This window comes from Bacillus sp. PS196 (assembly GCF_037963555.1).
GTDB classification, from domain to species: domain Bacteria; phylum Bacillota; class Bacilli; order Bacillales; family Bacillaceae; genus Bacillus; species Bacillus subtilis.
Genome location: NZ_CP150159.1, coordinates 297,762 through 317,045, shown reverse-complemented (window position 1 = coordinate 317,045; position 19,284 = coordinate 297,762). Strand labels below are relative to the sequence as shown.

The following is a 19,284-nucleotide window of genomic DNA, read 5'->3' as shown; positions in this document are numbered from 1 at the left end:
TGTCTTTACACATTGTCATTAACTAAATGATGTAATTGAAAAACCCCGCTTATGTTCCACAAGCGGGGTTTTTATTATTGCTGCAATGCTGCTTTTTTAATATTATCCTGAAGCTGGGCAATTCGTCTCGCGCCGTCTTCGCGGAGGCGCTTGTTTTCTTCTTCGATTTGTTTTGTTTCCTGCATGCCGCTGACAATCGTGTTCCAAGACGATTCAATCGTTTCAATATCTATGCTCGGTCTGCCGGCCATTCTCGCAATTTCAACACTTTGGCTCGAGATGTTTTCAGCATTTCGTTTCAGCATCTCGTTTGTCCGGCGGTCAAGCTCGCTCATGGAATCAGCCACAAGCTTTTGCCGCTTTACCGTAACAGCCTGAATAATGCCGTTTTTGAAAATCGGAATGGTAATGATAAACGCGGAGTTGATTTTCCCGATCAGCTTTGCATTTCCTCGCTGCAGGAGACGGATTTGAGGTGCGGTTTGAAGCGCCACCATCCGTGCCATGTCAAGATCATACACCCGTTCCTCAAGCGCCTGAATGCCGTTGCGCAATGTATCAAGCTGCATTTGCGCCAGCTGGTTTCCGCTTGCCGCTTTTTCCTCATATGAAGGAAGGATCGACTGCATCTCTTCCAGTTTCATCTGCCCGGCAACGACGTATTTTTCAAGCTCCATATAGTATTTGATATTGTTTTCATACATTTCATCGAGCGTGTAGTTCGTCTTCGTCATCTCATCTTTGTATTTTGAAATCTCAACGTGGATTTTTTCAATCTCTCCGCCAAGTGTCTGATACTTTTTAAAGATTTTTTCAATCATGCTGCCGCCGCGTTTAAAAATTTTCGCCATTAATCCCTTTGGCTCATCAAAATCATTTTTGTCGAAACGGTCCATGATTTTCCCAAGCTGAGTCAGCATTGTGCCGGAGTCTGTCACGCTTGTTGTTTTCATCATCCCTAAGATGCGGTCAGAGAACTTGGATATTTCAACGGCCGGCTCCTTGCCGTACTCAAGCAGCTCCATTTGGTTTTTGACGTCAATTTGTTGAGCAAGCCGCTTCACTTCTGGTTCCTGACGGAGCTGAAGACGGATATCGTCAGCTTTTTGCTGGGAAATCTCTTCATTTTTATCGAGAACAAGCGGATTTTGATTTTCTGTTGTCATGCTTTTCTTCTCTCCTTATTTTTGGGTAATAGTTCTGAAGAGCCTTTTCACAAGCGAAGGCTCTTTGTAGTCCTGCTGAAACACCATGTCATCCAGCCAGTGGATATCATACTGATCCTCTTCAATAAACTGCTCAATATCTTGGTGTCCGGGCGGATTATAAATGATGATATCGATTCCGATTTCATTCAGGAACAGCAGGGCGGCAGCATCCGAACGCGTGAGTCCGCCGCTCATTTCCGTATGATATAAAACAAGTTTCGGAACGGTTTGCGCATAGTCGAACATTTGAATCAATTTCAGCAGATTAGCAGGCAGGTTTGTTGTTTGTTTAAACAAATAGATTTGAACATCCTTGACTTGTTCCTGATGCAAAGCCTTAAGCCGCGGGTGCCTGCACATTCTCGAAATCGTTTTGGCAATGGCAGTCTGAACGCCTGCCGGCAGCTGTTTGTACTGCCACACATTGCTTGCCATCAGCTTGTCCGGATCAATGTTCCCTTCTTGATCAAGTGCGTGGCTGTAGTGAAATTGATAGTTCGACTTTATTTCTTCTGTAAATGGAAAGCTTCTTACCATTTCTGTTTCCTGATAATCCGCTAGAGTATGAAGCCTGTTCCAATATTCCTTATTGTCTTTCGACACGCCCATAATTTTGGCGAATACATTCGGAATCTCAATGGAATGTTTATCAGCTTTGAAATTCGGCCGAATAAAGGCGCGTTCTTTCGTGATTAAAAACAATTCATCATAGGTCGTTTTCAGCGTAACGGACACCGGTGTGTGATCTCTGAACTGCCACGGCTTATACAGCATGGATTCCTCGTGATTCAGCACATGTTCAATTTCCTTTGTTGAGCGGTAAGCCACTGTTGATTTCCGGTCTGGTTTTTCTTTCGGAAACGGCTGAAGCTCCGAAACATCCGGGAGCTTTTCCGTAAAACCGAGCTCCTGCTTCGGGTCGACAAGCGCCAACTGATCCGTTCCCGCCGGATGGAACAGCAGTACATCACAGCCGACCAGCATCAGATAATATAAGAAATAGAGCTGGCTTTTCGTCGCATCTCCATACCAAACAACCTTCGGCATCTCCCGCTCTATATCGGTTTTTTCCAGCCAAGGGTTCAGATGGTTTAAGGAAAACTTCGAGACATCAAGCAGCACTCTGCGAAAATCAGGATGATTCAGCCCCTTTTCATGACTGTCCGCAAAGGTATGTAAAAGCGTCATCAGCGCTTTTCTTAAATGGCGGTGCATCAGGGGATTTGAGTGCTTCGCAATCAGCTTTTCCCCGTCCAGAAAGGCAACAAAGCGGCTGACTGACAGCCCTTTTTCTTTCTGATTGATGGAATGAATATGCTGAAGCTTTTGAAATGTTTCCGGTTCGATTGTTTTATCAAGCGTTTCACTCAAAATCGTTATGCGGTCGTTTACAGACAGCTCATACAGCTCGTTATAGTAATCCGTCTCATCAATAGGCGTGCCCAATATCTGACCGGCAAGACGAGAAAAAGAAAGGCCTTGTGCAGTTTCATAGTGATCCCGCTCCGGCAATGGCTGAAACAGCAGGCTTTTCCAATCGCCATCAGCCGGAAGTGCTTTATGAATGGTTAGTTCTTCTTGTCTCATCATATCCTCCTTTCCGGTTTGTCATTGAACGATATTTCGGTAACAAAAAAGGAAGGACATTGAACCTCCCTCCTTGTTTTGTTTTATTCTTCTTTTGAAGCGGCTGTTTGTTCGCGCACCTGCTTTTGTTTATTGATGTAGTGAATGATCAATGTTACCGCAAATGCAGCGATAATGATAATGAAGAATACAGAGTGCGGCATTTCGTAATGGAAAGCGCTCCCCGCCATTTTCAGCGCGATAATGCCGATTAAGACGAATGCTGTGTTTTCCAGCTCAGGAATTTTATCAATCAGCACAAGGAATACTTTTGCCACTGTACGCATCATTAAAATACCAAGCATACCGCCAATCAGAAGCACCCATACTTTTTCAGATACTGCAAACGCGGCCAGGATGCTGTCCACAGAGAAGGCAAGATCCATTAATTCTACTGAAATGACAGTCGCCCAGAAGATCCCAAACGTGCGGACCATCCAAGAGTTTTTCTTGATGCCGTCCGCTTCCTCTTCTTTTTCGCCAATCCAGAAGTGCTTAATGACGAGCCAAGCCAGGTAAAGCGCGCCAAGCACCTTGATCCACCAGAATTTAATGAGAAGCATACCGAGCCCGATGAAAATAAACCTGAAAATATAAGCTCCAAACAAACCATACGTTAACGCTTTTTTCCGCTGTTTTTCCGGCAGGTGTTTAACCATGACCGCAAGAACAAGCGCGTTATCGGCCGATAAAAGGCCTTCCAGAACAACAAGGGAACCGATCAAACCCCAGGAAACAGGATCAGTCAGAACTTCCCCCCACATTTTCCAATCGAAAAATGAAGCATACGTAGACAAAATATGATGTAAAAAGTCCAAGTTTTTTCCTCCTATTAATTTGAAACGGTGACTTCTCTATTTGTCACTCGCTTACACTTGCAAACCGTAATTCCGGCACAATGCAGCCAGCCCGCCAGAAAATCCGCTGCCGATTGCATTGAATTTCCACTCGCCGCCGTGTCTGTAAAGCTCACAAACGACAACAGCTGTTTCAATGGAGAAGTCTTCTCCCAAATCGAAGCGAAGAAGCTCATTCTGCGTTTCTTCATCCACAACGCGGACAAATGCATTGGAAACTTGTCCAAAGTTTTGGCTGCGTGCTTCAGCGTCGTGAATGGTCACTGTGATGCCGATTTTCTCAATGTGAGCAGGGATTTTTGAGAAATCAACGATAATCTGCTCATCATCTCCGTCGCCCTCACCCGTGCGGTTGTCACCCGTATGGATGACACCGCCGCTCGGATGTTCAAGGTTATTATAGAAGACGAAATCGAGATCATTTACGCAGTTATCATGCGCATCAACTAAAAAGGCCGAAGCATCCAGGTCAAAATCGTATCCGCCGGAGTACTTGTTTGTATCCCAGCCTAAGCCGATCACCGCTTTAGTCAGTCCCGGATTTGTTTTTGTTAAATCAATGCGCTGTCCTTTTGATAATTGAATGGCCATACTGCCTCTCTCCTTTCTGCTCTTCGTATTTGTCTTAACCGACTTGCAAACCGTAGTCTGTTGCAATGCGGGCAAGGCCGCCTTGGTAGCCTGAGCCGATTGCTGAGAATTTCCACTCGCCGTTATGTCTGTAAAGCTCCCCTGCAATGATTGCCGTTTCAATAGAGAAATCTTCTGCAAGATCGTAACGGATGAGCTCTTCATTTGTTTCTTCATTTACGATGCGGACAAACGCGTTTGATACTTGTCCAAAGTTTTGGCTGCGCGCTTCTGCATCGTGAATGGTAATAACAAATGAGATTTTATCAATGTTTGCCGGTACAGCGCTGAGATTTACTTTTACATTCTCATCGTCGCCTTCGCCAGCACCAGTCAGGTTGTCGCCTGAATGAACGACTGAACCGTTGCCGCCTTCAAGCTGGTTGTAGAAAATAAAGTCGTTTGGTGACGCGCATTTGCCCGCGGCGTCTAACAGAAACACACTTGAGTCAAGATCAAAGTCGTGCCCGCCGTCATACTTGTTCGTATCCCAGCCTAAACCGACAACAACCTTTGAAAGACCCGGATTTGTTTTTGTTAAATCTACTTTTTGTCCTTTTGCCAATGAAATTGTCATGTTTCATCCACTCCTTTTCTTTTATACGTATCGGCTGATAATATCTTCTAATCTCGTATCGTTTGTGCCTTCACCGACCGCCGCAAACTTCCACTCACTGCCGCTGCGGTAGATTTCTGCTGTAATCAGGCTTGTTCTGCCGGCGTAATTGTCTCTCAAATTGTACTTGAGCATTTCCTCGTGATTAGATTGATCAACTACGCGGATAAACGCATTTTGAATCATGCCGAAATCTTGTTTTCTTCTGACACAATCGTAAATGTTTACTACAAATACAAGCTTATCGATGTTTGCAGGCACTTTATCTAAATCTATCATAATTTGCTCGTCATCGCCCGCACCGTCACCCGTCAGGTTGTCGCCTGTATGCTGTACACCGCCGCAGCGGCTTTTCAGGTTGCCGAAATAAATCAGGTTTTTCTTATCGGTGAATTTTCCGTTTTCCAGCATCAGCACTGAAGCGTCACAGTCGATATTCGGACCGCCTCCGCCAAGCAGTTTGCTGAAGAATCCTCCGCCTGAGGACACTGGGTCCCAGCCGAGACCGACCATCAATTTTGACAGACCGGCTTTTCCTTTTGTTAAATCAATTCGTTGACCTTTTTCTAAAGAAATTGCCACACGATTCACTCCTACTCATCAAAATGTGAAGATAGTCACATTTATTTTTACGCTCACAAGGAAAATAAGCCGTAAATTACTAATATATACGTTTGTTATTATATCAAAGTTTCGTAAAAGTTAAGAATAATTGACGAAAAACCTCGAAAAAAAACTTCCATATTTGATATATGATTTGCAAATGCTATAAAGTGCGCTTCTTAAACAAACCATTTGACGCGGGCAAGTCATTTTGCCTATTCTTGTGTCACCATCTAAAAACAGACAGAAAGGAAGCGGCCTTTTGATTCATTTAAGCATACTTGATCAGGCACCTGTTTCTAAAGGAGAAAGCCCTGTGACAACTCTCCAGCATTCGGTTGAGCTTGCCCAATTAAGCGAACAGTGGGGCTATAAGCGTTATTGGTTTGCCGAGCATCACAGCACGAAAGGACTGGCAAGCACAGCGCCTGAAATCATGATCGCCCGCATCGCAGCACAGACAAACACCATTCGTGTCGGATCAGGCGGCGTGCTTCTGCCCCAATACAGCCCATTTAAAGTGGCTGAAACCTTTCGCCAGCTTGAGGCCCTGTATCCAAACCGGATTGACCTCGGCGTCGGTCGCTCCCCCGGCGGCACGACAAAAACCAGACTTGCATTAACGGACGGAGTGAAAAAAAGCTTAACCGAATTTAACAGACAGCTGCAAGATGTCTCTTATTTTCTAACAGATTCCCTTCCTCCCGACCATCCGTATGCCGGAATCAAAGCGGCGCCCCTTATTGGTACGGCACCCGAGCTATGGGTGCTCGGTCTTGGTGAAAACAGCGCAAGACGCGCGGCGCACCAGGGGATTGGATATGTATTTGGGCATTTCATTAATCCCGAGCGAGGAGAAAATGCATTCCGCATCTACCGGGAAAGCTTTCGGCCCTCAGCCCATTTTTCGAATCCATCCGCACTGTTTACGATTTTTGTCATTTGCGCAAAAACAGATGAAGAGGCAGAAGAACTCGCATTAAGCCAGGATCTGTGGCTTCTTCGCGTCGGAAAAGGCTTGGACAGCCGCGTGCCAAGCATCGAGGAAGCGAAAGCTCATCCCTATACAGCGTCCGATAAAAAACTCATAGAAGAAAACAGAAAGCGGATGGTGATCGGTTCTCCCACCACTGTCAAACAACAGCTGTTAGACCTCACAGGCTGCTACGAAACAAATGAAATCATGGTTCTGTGCAATGTGTTTGATTTTGAGGCGAAAAAAGAATCTTATGAGCGCCTTGCCGAATTGTTTCTATAAAAAAAGCAGTTTTCCCTAGGGAAAACTGCTTTTCATGTTATCGGCTTCTTTTTTTGCGCTGAGCTTCTTTTTTGATAAACGTCCAAACTCCCTGAACTGCAAATCCGATTAATAGCAAAACGATCAATAGCAGGGTAATAGACGGACCTGGCGGCGTCCCGAGCTGATAGGATGATGTCAGTCCCGTAAATACGCTGAATAATGAAATGAGTATGGCTGTAATGAAAACCATGTTAAAGCCTTTTGCAATTCTGATGGCGAAGGCTGCCGGCAATACGAGCAGGGCCGATACAAGAAGGACCCCGATGATCGGAATAATGACTGAAATCGCAAGGCCTGTGACAATACTGAATGACAACGAGAGAACGTTTGTATTGATTCCCGATGTTTTGGCTGTAGCTTCATCAAACGTCAGCAGGTAGAGCGGCCTTCTCAGTACAATAAAATAAAGCAGGATCAGCAGTGTGATAATACTGATAATATAGACCTGCTGCTGGTTTACTGTCACAAGCGATCCAAATAGGTATTGATCGATGCTCATATTGGCTGTGCCTTTGGAAAGGCTGATTAAAAACATCGCGAAGGACAAACCAGCTGCCATTAAGATGGCAATGGACACTTCTGAATAAGTCCGATACGCCCGCCGCATGTATTCAATTCCGATCGCGCCGATGGTCACGACGACTATGCTTGCTGCGGTTATATTGGTGCTGAGAAAAAAGCCGATGGCAACACCTGACAATGAGATATGTGAAAGTGTGTCAGCCATTAAGGCCTGTCTTCTGAGAACGAGATACACTCCTAGTATCGGAGCCATGACGGCGATCATGCCGCCTGCTAGAAAAGCTCGTCGCATGAATTCCAAGTCAAACATTTCCATCCGCCTTTTTCTCCTCTCTCTAATCGAATCACTTTATCTAAAAATTGCTGTACTTCGTTTTGTTCGTGAGTAACCATCACAACTGTGCGGTTGTGATTTTTCACGAGATGATGCATAAATTCGTAAAATCCTTTTCTGCTGTCGTAATCAACAGCTGTCGTCGGTTCGTCCAGCATCAGCAGATCCGGGTTGCTGGCGAGCATTCTGGCGATACAGATTTTCTGTTTCTGTCCGCCTGATAAATCACCGATTTTACGATGGCGGAGGTCCCACATTTCCACCATTTTCAATGCTTTTTCTACTTCAAGATGATCTTCTTCATTTAAACGTTTAAACCATTTCCCTTTTGTATAGCGGCCTGACTGAACAAGCTCCAGCACCGTGCTCGGAAATCCGGCATTAAATGAAGAAATTTGCTGCGGGACGTACCCTATGGTCAGGCGTTTCCCTTCTGTATTCCTTTTACTGATCGTCACTGTGCCTTCCCACGGTTTCAGCATGCCGAGCATTACCTTTATGAGCGTCGATTTAGATGCGCCGTTTGGTCCAGTGATGCCGACGAACTCACCGCTTTCAATATCAAGTGATACTTTATCTAAAACAGGCGTATGGGAATAGCCGAAAACGATATCTTTCAATGAGACGAGATTCATGTTAATCTTCCTTTCTCACAAAGAAATAGTGTGCACCCTCCGGCGCACACTATCTTATGATTTAACCAATAGTGAATCTTTCAGGGCATCGAGGTTTTGTTTCATAATGTCGATATACCCTAAACCTTTATCCTGTTCTTCTTTGCTCAAGCCTTCCAGTGTATTCAGCACTTCTGTCTTCGCGCCGATTTCACTGGCGAGCGTATCTGCGACCTTTGAGGATGCAATTTCTTCAAAGTAAATGACTTTTACATTATGTTCTTTGGCATATGTTTTCAGCTTTGCCAAGCTGGCTGCGCTCGGTTCTTGGTCAGGTGAAAGCCCTGCAATCGGAACCTGCTTCAAGCCGTATTCTTTTGCCAGATAGCCAAAAGCTGTATGCTGCGTGATAAATTCTTTTTTCTCCGCTTTTTTTGCGGTTGTACGATATAGTTTATCAAGATCCTGCAGTTTTGCAATATATTCTTTACTATTTTTCTCATAGTATTCTTTGTTATCCGGGTCCTGCTTCACGATTTGCGCCGTAATATTTTTAACTTCCTTCTGTGCCAGAACAGGGCTGAGCCATACGTGAGGGTCCATTGCATGACTGTGCTCATGCTCCCCATGATCATGCTCTTCGTGTTCTTCTTCAGAGCCTTCCATTAAATCAATGCCTTTGCTTGCATTAACGAAAACGGCATGGCCTTGGCCCATGCTTTTTTCAGCTGACGGAACCCATGTCTCCATGTATTCACTATTATAAACGAACAAATCAGCATCCTGAATGTTGGCAATGTCTTTCGGCGTCGGTTCCCAATCATGCGGTTCAACGGAAGATGGGATTAACAGATCCACATCGCCTTTGTCTTTTACAATTTGTTTTGTGAATTCATACATCGGGTAGAACGTTGTGACAACGTGCAGTTTATCACCCTTTGAATCCGCCGACCCTTTTGTTGATGAGTTGCCGCATGCTGCAACCAATAAAAAGCACGCTGCAATCACAAACAAACCGCTCCATTTTTTAAACATATCGTATATCCCCTCTTTTTCAGAAACTTTAAATCAAAATGATAACGATTTTGTAATCCTATATCATAATAAACCGAAGTCATTACGTTTTGCAAGAATAAATTTCATTTTCATTTATTCTTCCCGCCTGCAGAGCGAATATATGTACTAAAAAAACCCGGCTAAAAATGCCGGGCTACTTCAATCATTAGTTTGTTTTGTCCAGAAGATAGACCCTGCTCTCATAAGGCCGGAACACCATTTCGTCAGCAAGATCATCGTTGTTATAATTGCTGAGAAGCAGAGAGGCCTGAGCTTTGCCGCAGTTCTTGGGCCACTGAAAAACAGCCTGCTCTTTTGAAAAATTATTGACCGACAAAAGCTGCTGTTTACTGTTTTCTCTCATGTATACAAACAACTGCGGATCATCCGGAAGCAAAAGATCAAAGCTCCCTTTCATGAGGTCAGCGTACTGCTTTCTCAGGCTGATCAGCTTTTTGTAATAGATTAAGACCGAATCAGGATCTCCCTGCGCTTCCTCCACATTGATTGCGGTGAAGTTCGGATTGACCTTCAGCCAAGGCGTGCCGTCAGTAAATCCGGCATTTTTGCCGCTGTTCCACTGCATCGGGGTCCGGGCGTGATCCCGGCTTTTGGCTAAGATCGATCTCATCACATCATTTGGATCATAGCCTTTTTCAAACACCCGTTTATGATACATATTGATCGTTTGGATATCTTTGTAGTCTTCAATCCGGGTAAACGGCGCGTTTGTCATCCCGATTTCTTCTCCCTGATAAATATACGGCGTGCCCTTCATAAAATAAAGTACGGTTGCCAGCATTTTCGCTGATGCTTTGCGGTATTCCCCATCGTCTCCGAATCTGGACACAATCCGGGGCTGGTCGTGGTTGCACCAAAACAATGTATTCCAGCCTTGATGTTCAAGCTTCTTTTGCCATTTTGTCAAAACCGATTTTAAATCAGAAAGCTCAAGGGGCTTCAAATCCCAATATTCTTTTCCGGGCTGCTGATCAAGCTCCATATGCTGAAAGTGAAAAATCATATTCAGCTCATGCTTATCTGTTCCCGTATATTTCAGGCCTTCTTCCGGTGTGACACTGCCGACCTCTCCGACAGACATGACATCATATTGGGAAAACACTTCATCTGTCATTTCTTTTAAATAGTCATGGATTCGTTCGCCATTTGGCTGAAAGGGCTTCGGCTTTGCCTGCTGATTGATATAGTCCTCATACGAAGGAAGATATTCTTTCTTAGAAATGAGATGGAGCTGATCAATTCGCAAACCGTCGACCCCTTTATCGAGCCAAAATTTCATCATGTCATACACCGCCTGGCGAACTTCGGGATTTTCCCAGTTTAAATCAGCTTGTTTGACGGCATTCATATGGAGATAGTATTCTCCGGTGTGCTCCTCGTATTGCCAGACCGGGCACCCATAGTTTGAGAGCCAGTCCGTCGGCGGGCCGTTCTTTGTGCCGGGACGCCAATAATAATAGCTGCGGTATTTGCTGTTTTTGTCCAGCTCCGCTTCTTTAAACCACGGATGCTCGACCGAGGTGTGATTTAACACAAAGTCCATCACCAGCTTTAATCCCCGCTGATGCACCTGGTCCAGCAGCTCGTGAAAATCGTCCATTGTTCCGTAAGAATCCATAATCGCCTTATGGTTTGTCACATCATAGCCGTAATCAACATTCGGAGAAGGATAGATCGGGCAAATCCAAATCACATCTGCCCCGAGCTCCTTTATGTAGTCAAGACGGGAAATAATCCCCCGCAAGTCCCCAATTCCGTCTCCATTGCTGTCCTGAAAGCTTCTCGGGTAAATTTGGTACACCACTGCATTCTTCCACCAGTCCGTTTTCATCCCGCAATCCCCCTGTTTTGTCTTCTATTCAAGCTGAGATGGATAAAGTGTCATTCCGCCGTCGACGAAAAGTGTTGTGCCGGTCACATAGCTTGCTTCCTCAGATACGAGCCAAGCCGCTGCTGCCGCCACTTCTTCAGGCTTTCCGAAGGCTTTCATCGGGATTTTTTTCAATTGTTTTTGCCTGCTCTCTTCCTTTTTCGTATCAACATTTGATTCTGTGGCAATGGTGCCGGGCGCTATCGCATTGACGCGGATTCCCTTATCCGCATAATTGAGCGCCAGCGTTTCCGTCATCATCTTGATGCCGCCTTTGGATGTGGAATACTGAACGTTGACAGGGCGCGGAATCTGCTGATGAACACTTGAGATATTCAGCACATTGCCCTTGATATTGTTTTTCATCATGTGGTTAAGTGCTGCTTTCGCTCCCAGAAAGGTTCCGGTAACATTGACATCAATCACTCTCTGCCAATCTTCAAGACTCATCTCATGCGGCATCGCCTCAACACCGTTAAAACCGGAGTTGTTTACCATCACATCGAGCGTGCCGAAATGCTCTAAGGCTGTGTCCAAGAGCGCCTGAATCCCCTCTTCTTTTGACACGTCCGCCTCAACTGCGACGGCTTTCCCTCCGTTCTGCTTAATGATTTCCAGAGTTTCATCGGCTCCAGACGGGTCGCTGTGGTAATTTACAACAACATTCATTTTCTCCTGTCCGAACCGTTCCGCAATGGCTTTCCCGATTCCTTTTGAAGACCCTGTCACAATCGCTGTTTTTCCGGTTAAATCTTTGTACATACTTGATATCCTCCTCTGATTTCTCACTATGCAGTGGAAAATACCCTGTTTTTCCGAGTTGAAAACAGCACAAAAAAAGCAGAGAACCTGTAGTTCTCTGCCATTTCCTATTGAAAACGCTGCTCGGCAAGCTTCTTTTTAATATTCATCAGCCTGCGGTAAAAGAAAGCGGCGGACTCGTAATGTTCCAGCTGATTGAAACGTTCCGCTGTATCATGCAGCAGATCTTCGGCGTCGGCAAGAAGCTGCCTGGATTCCAGCAGGTCAAAGCATTCTGTAAGCACGTTCAGGTCGCCGCTTCCAAGATACAGCTCATGAATGAGGCGGAATTTCGTCAAGTACATGTCATCCTCCCATTCAGCCGCGCTCTTTATCCCGCGGTCATACGCCTCTACTGCCTTGTCGTATTTTCCCTCTTTACAGTAGATATGGGTCAGTGAAAATACAGCTTGAACAGCTTGCTGAAAGTTGTGCTCCTCAAAAATGGCGGCGGCTGTTTTGAAATAGCCCTCCGCTTCTTTGTAATCACCCAGACTGTACTTACAGTGTCCGACATTATAATAGGCAGCGGCGATCATGTATGCTTCTTCAAGCTGCCTGGCATGATCTAAAGCGCTGCACAAGTGGGTCAGTGCTTTTTCATGATGATACACATCAGTCAAATTTCCGGCGATGATAAATTCACACTGAACCCGGCGGCGACCGTACAGTTCATATTTCGTATAGATATCAAGCGCCTGGCTCGCATAATTCATGGAAAAATACGTTTGTTTGATGTGATAATACACTTCTGCGACTTTAAATAGAAACTCAGCTTTTTCGATCTCATCCTCGACATACTCGAGCTTTTCCTCGGCATGTTTATAATGGTCGATCGCTAATATGAAATTTTTCTGCTTGAATTCGTACATTCCTCTGAAATAATAAAAGTAGTATTCCAATAAGCCCGTGAGTTTTTGCTGATTGCTTTCAATTTCGTTCAGCATATCAGAGAACGGAGGCTTGGTGTCGCTGTCTTTCACCGGCATCAGCTTATCAAGCATGATTCGATGCCGGAATTCCATCAAAGAAAAATATAAAAGCAAGTCCTGGTTCTCTTCCATATCTTCTAAATCGTATTCAATCTCCTGCTTTAACGCTTCTGCTTGATCTGCTTCAAATGCGCGAATGAGCTTGTACCATTCATTCAGCTTTACTGCTACTTCTTCTGATGGAATCTTTGCTCTCATCGGTCTGCCTCCTTCCTCCTGCTACTATTTATGTTATATTTTATCATAACTGTTCGCTTTTAGAGAGAGTCAATCACTTAAAAGCGTTAACATTCAGCACATCTTGAGAAAGTGAGACCGATATGAAGTTACCCGCAAAAACATTTGTTATCTTATGTATTCTATTTCTTCTAGATCTTTGTTTTAGTTATATTCGGCATGAATGGCATTCTCAAAACGCCCTGCAGGACATGCCTGTCCCCTCGGATCTTCATCCGATTGTGAAGCAGAATGCCGATGCACTCAAAGCCGCTGCAGCGAATAAAGGCATTACCGTCGTCATTACTGAAGGATTCAGGTCCTTTAAGGAACAAGATGAATTATATAAACAGGGACGTACAAAAAAAGGGAATATTGTCACCTATGCAAGAGGAGGGGAATCGTATCATAACTATGGTTTAGCGATTGATTTCGCCCTTCAAAAAAAGGATGGAAGCATCATATGGGATATGGAATATGACGGCAATCAAAACGGAAAATCAGATTGGCTGGAGGTTGTCGAGATCGCTAAGACACTCGGTTTTGAATGGGGCGGGGATTGGAAACGATTCAAGGACTACCCCCACTTGGAGATGATTCCTAACTAGACACCCCTCACAGCCTTTTCTTTTTCCTTATGTGCGCATCAATATAGGAAGGGTAAACCGGCTTATAGACAAGTTTGTAGTGCTGGTCACTGCCTGCAGTAAAGTCAGGCTGCCATTCCAGCTTCACATCAAAAGCGGCTAAAAACGCTTCTCTCGCTTCTTCAGCGGAAACATCCGGCCTGTGATTTATCGCTTCCAATTGTTCAGGTTCAATATCAGGCGCCATAAAAGCGTCAATCAACCCAGTTTCCGGATTGACAATGATGCGGGCAGCGCCGAACCGCAGCGGCACTCCTTTATACCAGACAGAAAAATGGTTGCGGACTCTCCCTCTTTCATCAATTCGGACGGGATTCACCCTGAAAAACTCCGCCGCTCTCGGATAGAGGGCATACAAAAATTGAAGCGCTATCTCTTGGCATTCTTCCGTGGAGCATTGGCGGTTGTTCGGCCGCTCCATAAAAGAAAGCGCTGCTTTTAATTTTCCTGTTCTTTTATCCGTCTTCATTTTGATTGTGTTTTTATTTCTCGTTTCAAAATAGCTTCCTATGCTTAAATCCTTACGCTCCGGCGCAGCGCCCCTGCGCCACGTGCTTCCAATTTGTTCTCCAAAGTCTCTTTCACTGACTTTCTGCATATCAGAGGTAAAACCCAGCAAGGCAAATATATCAACTTCTTCCTTGTACTGAAGCGGCGGCAGTGGCGCCGTGTTTTCTATTCTTTCATCTGCGATATGCTGGTCGGGCACAATTTCGTCTACATCTGCGGGATAGCTGTATCCCGGGAGAATCGGTTCATATACAAGCCTTGGTTCCTGTTCGCCATCAATGACATCGTACATCAGCTCAAAAGACATTGTGTTTAAGTAATGGGACACAACCTTCTCTTTTGCTACAAATTCCGTCGGAACTTCGGCTTTATGCCCTTCCCCGTAATATAGAAAGTGGACAATCTGACCGCTGCGTGTCATATCAATTAAAAAGCCTGAATTGGGAATCGGAAGCCCCAGCTCCATTTTGGTATAGACAAACCGGATGTGCTCCCTCCGTTCTTCCTTGCCTTGAAAATTAAAATTCATAAATGTGCCGGGATGATGGGCAGCGGCAAACTGAAGAGCCGTCAGCTTCAGCTCGGCATCTGGAAGTTGTTTGTCTGTCTCGGAGCGGACAGTTGTTGAAAAGGTGAGCAAAGCGCCGTCATTTCTAAGTTCAACTGTAATGTGCTTTTCCGGATCTTTAGGGTCCTTCCAGATAAAATATGCCTGCCCGTTCTTCTTTTGCTTTTGGTCGTAATCTTCTATCTCAAGCTCATAATGCGTCGGTACATTTCCGATCTCCTGCGCCTTCTTTTTCAGCTGTTTATTAACCAATGAAGTCATCCCTTTCAAAGAGTCTACGACAAAGAGAATCCTGTTTATTATATAAAAAGACCTTTCTTCATTTAAAGTGAAGAAAGGTCCTTTTCTATTATTGTCATTGTTTTTCGAGATTCTTTCTGTTACTTTCATCACATACTCTCTTCTATACCTGAGGCAATTGCGTGACTTTTGGCTGTTTTACCATGAGCTGAAGACAGGCTCTCCTGTATGTGCATCGATAAAACGCGGATACACCGGCTTATAGACGAGCCGGTAGCTGTGTTCTTCATCATCTCCGTACTCTCTTTCCCAGCCAAGCTCAACTTTAAAATGCTGCCAAAAGATAGACTTGGCTTGTTCAACTGAAATAGCCGGCACAGGATCAATGGTTGCCAGCTTATTTGGGTCAATATCCGGTCCCATATAAACGGTGATATACCCTGTCTGGCGGCTGACACAAATTCTGATCTGCCCAAATCGGATCGGAACCCCGTGACAATGCGCCTCAAATGTAAAACCAGCGACTGCGTTTTCTTCTTCATCATTTTCATCGTATCTGATCCTAAAATATTGATCGGCATTCGGAAATAAAGCAAACAGAAAGCGAAGCGCTATTTTTTCGCACTCTGCCTCAGTTACTGTCAACGGCCCTTTTTTCTCCATAAATGACATGACGCCTTCGAGTTTTCCGGTTTCTTTGTGATAGATGGTTTTCAGCACTTGATGAGTCCGTCCCTTAAACCAGCTGTCCATGCTTTTATCCGCCGGCTGATAAACAGGGTCATCCGGATTCCGCCAAACGATTCCGATTCTCCCATTTCCCAAATCCGCTTCCCGCTCTTTGACAAACCCTTTTTCAATACCAATCATGCTGTCAGGATCGGCCTTTTCGCGGATGCCCTCGAATAAAGGGAGAGGAAAGCTCTCCGGCTCCCTGTAATCATCGTCATCATCAACTGCTTGTTCTTCTTGAACCAAATCCGCAGGTACGGTAATCGCCCTACATTCAGGCTCGTACACCAAATGCGGCTGATCATCTCCGTTTTTGTAAACAGAACGATGGAGAACCTGAAACAAAAGGTCGAACTCCACGTCCTTCTTGATAAAGGCAAGTGCCTCTTCAACATCCGCGACCCGCTTTGGCTTGATGATGCTGCCCGCTTCGCCGTAATAACGGAAGTAAACAATCTCACCTGATAAGGAAACATCAGCCATAAATCCGCTCATGGGGAGAGGAAGCCCAGCCTCCATTTGAACATATGAAAATCTCACTTTATCGCCGTATGCACGGTCATTTTCTTCACGAACAAAGGCAGAGAGTGCCCCCGGATGATGAGTCTCGACAAATTGGCGCATGATATCCTCTAGTTTCTCCTCAGACAGCCTTTCTCCGCTTTCAGGCTCAATATCACGGGAAAGGGATTCCAGCTCTCCGTCCGGTCCAAGCTCCACGATAATGCCGGTATTCTCATCCTGAGGATCTGCCCAACAAAAATGAGCTCTTTTATCATCACCGCCATAATCTTCAATTTCCAGTTTTAAGTGTGTCGGCACCCGGCCGATTTCCAGTGCTTTTTGTTTCAGTCCCTCTTTCTTCACAAAGGCGGCCCCTTTCATCCTTCTTAAGTTCCCTCCAACTAATCAAAAAGTAATAGTCTAAAATACACAGTTTTCTGAGTTTACCAGTTTTACCAGAACATTTTTCACCAAAAATAGGATGATGAACCTATTCAATATAAAAGCTAATAATCTTAAAATTAATTCCGTTGTAACTTTTTATAGGTCCATTCATGACAAAGGAGGGCGGAGTTTCCAGAAAATCCGGTGAAAACCGTGAGAAAAGAACTGATTTTTTTGGTTATATGATGCTAATCCATTCAAAAAGATCCATTTCTCAAAGACAAAAGACTCCCCTTTCCTAAACCATTTGAGGAGGAAAAATGAATGTTTCAGAAAAAAACGTACGCTGTTTTCCTAATTCTTCTGCTGATGATGTTTACAGCTGCTTGTTCCGGCAGCAAAACAAGCGCGGAGAAGAAAGAATCAGAAACAGAAAAAAGCTCAGATATAGCTCAAGTCAAAATCAAGGATGTCTCTTACACACTTCCGTCTAAATATGATAAGTCCACTTCAGATGACCAGCTTGTGTTAAAAGTCAATGTCGCGGTGAAAAACACAGGAAAAGACCCGCTGAATGTAGACAGTATGGATTTCACATTGTATCAAGGTGATACCAAAATGTCTGACACAGACCCTGAAGACTATAGCGAAAAGCTTCAAGGCAGCACGATTAACGCTGACAAATCCGTTGAAGGAAATCTTTTCTTCGTTGTAGATAAAGGCAAGCAATACGAGCTCAACTATACGCCGGAATCTTACGGTGATAAAAAGCCAAAATCAGTTACTTTTAAAATTGACGGAAAAGACAAAAAAATCCTGGCGACGGCAGATAAGCTTCAAGATTCTGCAAAAGCGTTATCAGCTTATGTTGATGTCCTTCTTTTCGGCAAAGATAACGCCGATTTCGAAAAAATCACCGGCGCTAACAAAAATGAAATTGTAAATGATTTCAATGAATCAGCCAAAGACGGTTATCTCTCAGCTTCCGGCCTTTCCAGCACATATGCGGACAGCAAAGCGCTTGATAATATCGTGAACGGCATTAAAGAGGGATTAAGCAAAAACTCTTCCATTCAAGCAAAAACGACTTCAATCTCTAAAGACGAAGCAATTGTTGAAGCCACAGTTAAACCTGTAGATGCATCTTCTCTTTCAGACCGTATCGAAGACAAAGTGAAAGACTACTACAGTAAAAACTCTAGTGCCAGCTATGAAGAGGCAGTGAAATACGCGCTTCAAGTCTACCCTGAGGAATTCAAAAAGCTTGGACCTGCTTCATCTGAAAAAACAGTTGAAGTGAAAATGAAGAAAAATGACATCGATCAATGGCAGCTTGATATGGATGATTACAGAGCAGCAGAATTAGTCGAAGCATTCATCAAAGAATAAAACACCAAAAGGAAATAGCCTTGACGGCTATTTCCTTTTTATTTAAAAATGTCGCTGATGAAATTCACTTCGTCTTCGGTGAGTTCAATGTTCAAGGTTTTCAGGTTATCCTGTAATTGCTCAGGTCGTTTAGCTCCTGGAATAATGGCATCAATCGCCGGTCTCGTTAACAGCCACGCCAAGGCGACATGTGCCGTATCCGCTTGTTTTTCCTCCGCTACTGCTTTCAGCTTATCTACTTTTTTGAGATTGTGGATAAACGTTTCACCCTGAAATTGAGGTTTATCCTTTCTGAAATCATCAAAGACTGTGTCTTGCGTGAATTTTCCTGTCAGCAGTCCGGACGCAAGCGGAAAGTAAGGAATAAAGGAGATGCCTTGTTTTTCACAGTATGGAAGAAGCTCTTTCTCGGCATCACGCTGTATGAGAGAATATTCGGTCTGGAAGACCTCCAAATAGCCGTCAGCATTAAAATCCTGCAATTGCTGATAATCGAGGTTCGAAGCGCCGATTGCTTTGATTTTCCCCTCATCCTTCAGCTCTTTCAAAGTGCCCGCCACTTCAGCGAGAGGTGTTTTTCCATCCGGAAAGTGAACATAATACAAATCAATGTAATCTGTTTTCAGCCGCTTTAGGCTCTTCTCGACCTCGCTGCGAAGAAACTCCCGGCTATTGTCTAATTCAATGCTGCCGTTCACTTCTTTATGAGCTCCTTTGGTGGCGATGATGAGCTCATTCCGCACGCCGCGTTCCTGTACGACTTCGCCGATTAATTCTTCAGATCGCCCCAATCCATATATAAAGGCGGTATCGATAAAATTGACGCCGCCATCCAATGCCGTGCGCACTAAATCCTTCCCTGTTTCATCATTTAGATTTGGAAATAGATTATGCCCGCCGACCGCATTCGCGCCGAATCCGATCCGCTTCACCTTCAGCTTCGTTTTGCCGAGTGTACGTGTTTGATCCATTGTTCCTTCTCCTTTGAAACCAATTTTGATGAAAAATAGTGCAGGGTCACTTTTTGTATTAGATATCCTTTTT

Annotated in this window: 19 protein-coding genes; 4 read left to right on the top strand and 15 right to left on the bottom strand. The window is 44.5% G+C overall.

Annotation, left to right across the window (positions count from 1 at the left end):
• Positions 1 to 74 precede the first annotated feature (74 nt).
• The 6 genes from NST79_RS01770 to NST79_RS01745 form a co-directional block, all read right to left on the bottom strand.
• Complete coding sequence (locus NST79_RS01770) at positions 75 to 1,166, bottom strand: toxic anion resistance protein (RefSeq protein ID WP_003234715.1); 1,092 nt, start codon at positions 1,164 to 1,166, stop codon at positions 75 to 77.
• Positions 1,167 to 1,181: 15 nt separating this feature from the next.
• Positions 1,182 to 2,795 (bottom strand): YceG family protein, encoded by a 1,614-nt coding sequence (locus NST79_RS01765; RefSeq protein ID WP_032724865.1) that lies wholly within the window; start codon positions 2,793 to 2,795, stop codon positions 1,182 to 1,184.
• A gap of 83 nt (positions 2,796 to 2,878) precedes the next feature.
• Positions 2,879 to 3,652, bottom strand: a complete 774-nt coding sequence (locus NST79_RS01760; protein WP_003234719.1) for a TerC family protein — start codon at positions 3,650 to 3,652, stop codon at positions 2,879 to 2,881.
• A 51-nt stretch (positions 3,653 to 3,703) separates the two neighbouring features.
• Positions 3,704 to 4,282, bottom strand: a complete 579-nt coding sequence (locus tag NST79_RS01755) for a TerD family protein (protein WP_212060608.1) — start codon at positions 4,280 to 4,282, stop codon at positions 3,704 to 3,706.
• Positions 4,283 to 4,316: 34 nt separating this feature from the next.
• Positions 4,317 to 4,898: a TerD family protein gene (locus NST79_RS01750; protein WP_003234723.1), complete on the bottom strand. Its 582-nt coding sequence runs from the start codon at positions 4,896 to 4,898 to the stop codon at positions 4,317 to 4,319.
• Positions 4,899 to 4,919: 21 nt separating this feature from the next.
• On the bottom strand, positions 4,920 to 5,519 hold the full coding sequence (locus NST79_RS01745) for a TerD family protein (protein WP_029317217.1): 600 nt from the start codon (positions 5,517 to 5,519) through the stop codon (positions 4,920 to 4,922).
• Between the two features lie 283 nt (positions 5,520 to 5,802).
• On the opposite strand from NST79_RS01745, the gene NST79_RS01740 reads away from it, so the two are divergent.
• Complete coding sequence (locus tag NST79_RS01740) at positions 5,803 to 6,798, top strand: LLM class flavin-dependent oxidoreductase (RefSeq protein ID WP_003246351.1); 996 nt, start codon at positions 5,803 to 5,805, stop codon at positions 6,796 to 6,798.
• Positions 6,799 to 6,835: 37 nt separating this feature from the next.
• Here NST79_RS01740 and znuB read toward each other — a convergent pair whose 3' ends face one another.
• From znuB to rapJ, 6 genes are all read right to left on the bottom strand, one after another.
• Complete coding sequence (gene znuB, locus NST79_RS01735) at positions 6,836 to 7,678, bottom strand: zinc ABC transporter permease ZnuB (RefSeq protein WP_003246340.1); 843 nt, start codon at positions 7,676 to 7,678, stop codon at positions 6,836 to 6,838.
• The gene (znuC, locus tag NST79_RS01730; protein ID WP_003234730.1) at positions 7,636 to 8,331 is read right to left on the bottom strand and encodes a zinc ABC transporter ATP-binding protein ZnuC; all 696 of its coding nucleotides are present in this window, start codon (positions 8,329 to 8,331) and stop codon (positions 7,636 to 7,638) included. Before znuC ends, znuB begins: the two co-directional genes overlap by 43 nt.
• A gap of 54 nt (positions 8,332 to 8,385) precedes the next feature.
• Positions 8,386 to 9,345 (bottom strand): metal ABC transporter substrate-binding protein, encoded by a 960-nt coding sequence (locus NST79_RS01725; protein ID WP_003234733.1) that lies wholly within the window; start codon positions 9,343 to 9,345, stop codon positions 8,386 to 8,388.
• Between the two features lie 187 nt (positions 9,346 to 9,532).
• On the bottom strand, positions 9,533 to 11,218 hold the full coding sequence (locus NST79_RS01720; RefSeq protein ID WP_212060606.1) for an alpha-glucosidase: 1,686 nt from the start codon (positions 11,216 to 11,218) through the stop codon (positions 9,533 to 9,535).
• A 24-nt stretch (positions 11,219 to 11,242) separates the two neighbouring features.
• Positions 11,243 to 12,019 carry an SDR family oxidoreductase gene (locus tag NST79_RS01715; RefSeq protein WP_015382686.1) on the bottom strand — a complete coding sequence of 259 codons (777 nt, stop codon included), beginning with the start codon at positions 12,017 to 12,019 and terminating at the stop codon, positions 11,243 to 11,245.
• 107 nt (positions 12,020 to 12,126) lie between these two features.
• Positions 12,127 to 13,248, bottom strand: coding sequence for a response regulator aspartate phosphatase RapJ (gene rapJ / locus NST79_RS01710; protein ID WP_015715201.1), 1,122 nt, complete (start codon positions 13,246 to 13,248; stop codon positions 12,127 to 12,129).
• A gap of 122 nt (positions 13,249 to 13,370) precedes the next feature.
• Here rapJ and cwlK point away from each other — a divergent pair, with 122 nt between their 5' ends.
• Positions 13,371 to 13,874, top strand: a complete 504-nt coding sequence (gene cwlK, locus NST79_RS01705; protein WP_017695036.1) for a peptidoglycan L-alanyl-D-glutamate endopeptidase CwlK — start codon at positions 13,371 to 13,373, stop codon at positions 13,872 to 13,874.
• Between the two features lie 7 nt (positions 13,875 to 13,881).
• Here cwlK and NST79_RS01700 read toward each other — a convergent pair whose 3' ends face one another.
• Together NST79_RS01700 and NST79_RS01695 are read right to left on the bottom strand one after the other, a co-directional pair.
• Positions 13,882 to 15,243, bottom strand: a complete 1,362-nt coding sequence (locus NST79_RS01700; RefSeq protein ID WP_212060604.1) for a YcdB/YcdC domain-containing protein — start codon at positions 15,241 to 15,243, stop codon at positions 13,882 to 13,884.
• Positions 15,244 to 15,429: 186 nt separating this feature from the next.
• Positions 15,430 to 16,848, bottom strand: a complete 1,419-nt coding sequence (locus NST79_RS01695) for a YcdB/YcdC domain-containing protein (RefSeq protein WP_212060602.1) — start codon at positions 16,846 to 16,848, stop codon at positions 15,430 to 15,432.
• 173 nt (positions 16,849 to 17,021) lie between these two features.
• On the opposite strand from NST79_RS01695, the gene NST79_RS01690 reads away from it, so the two are divergent.
• A complete protein-coding gene (locus NST79_RS01690; RefSeq protein ID WP_003246334.1) occupies positions 17,022 to 17,153 on the top strand; it encodes a hypothetical protein in 132 nt (43 codons plus the stop codon).
• A 22-nt stretch (positions 17,154 to 17,175) separates the two neighbouring features.
• A complete protein-coding gene (locus NST79_RS01685; protein ID WP_003234750.1) occupies positions 17,176 to 18,240 on the top strand; it encodes a DUF4352 domain-containing protein in 1,065 nt (354 codons plus the stop codon).
• A 38-nt stretch (positions 18,241 to 18,278) separates the two neighbouring features.
• Here NST79_RS01685 and NST79_RS01680 read toward each other — a convergent pair whose 3' ends face one another.
• Entirely contained in the window at positions 18,279 to 19,211 is a 933-nt protein-coding gene (locus NST79_RS01680) for an aldo/keto reductase (protein ID WP_212060600.1), read from the bottom strand.
• Between the last annotated feature and the right edge of the window lie 73 nt (positions 19,212 to 19,284).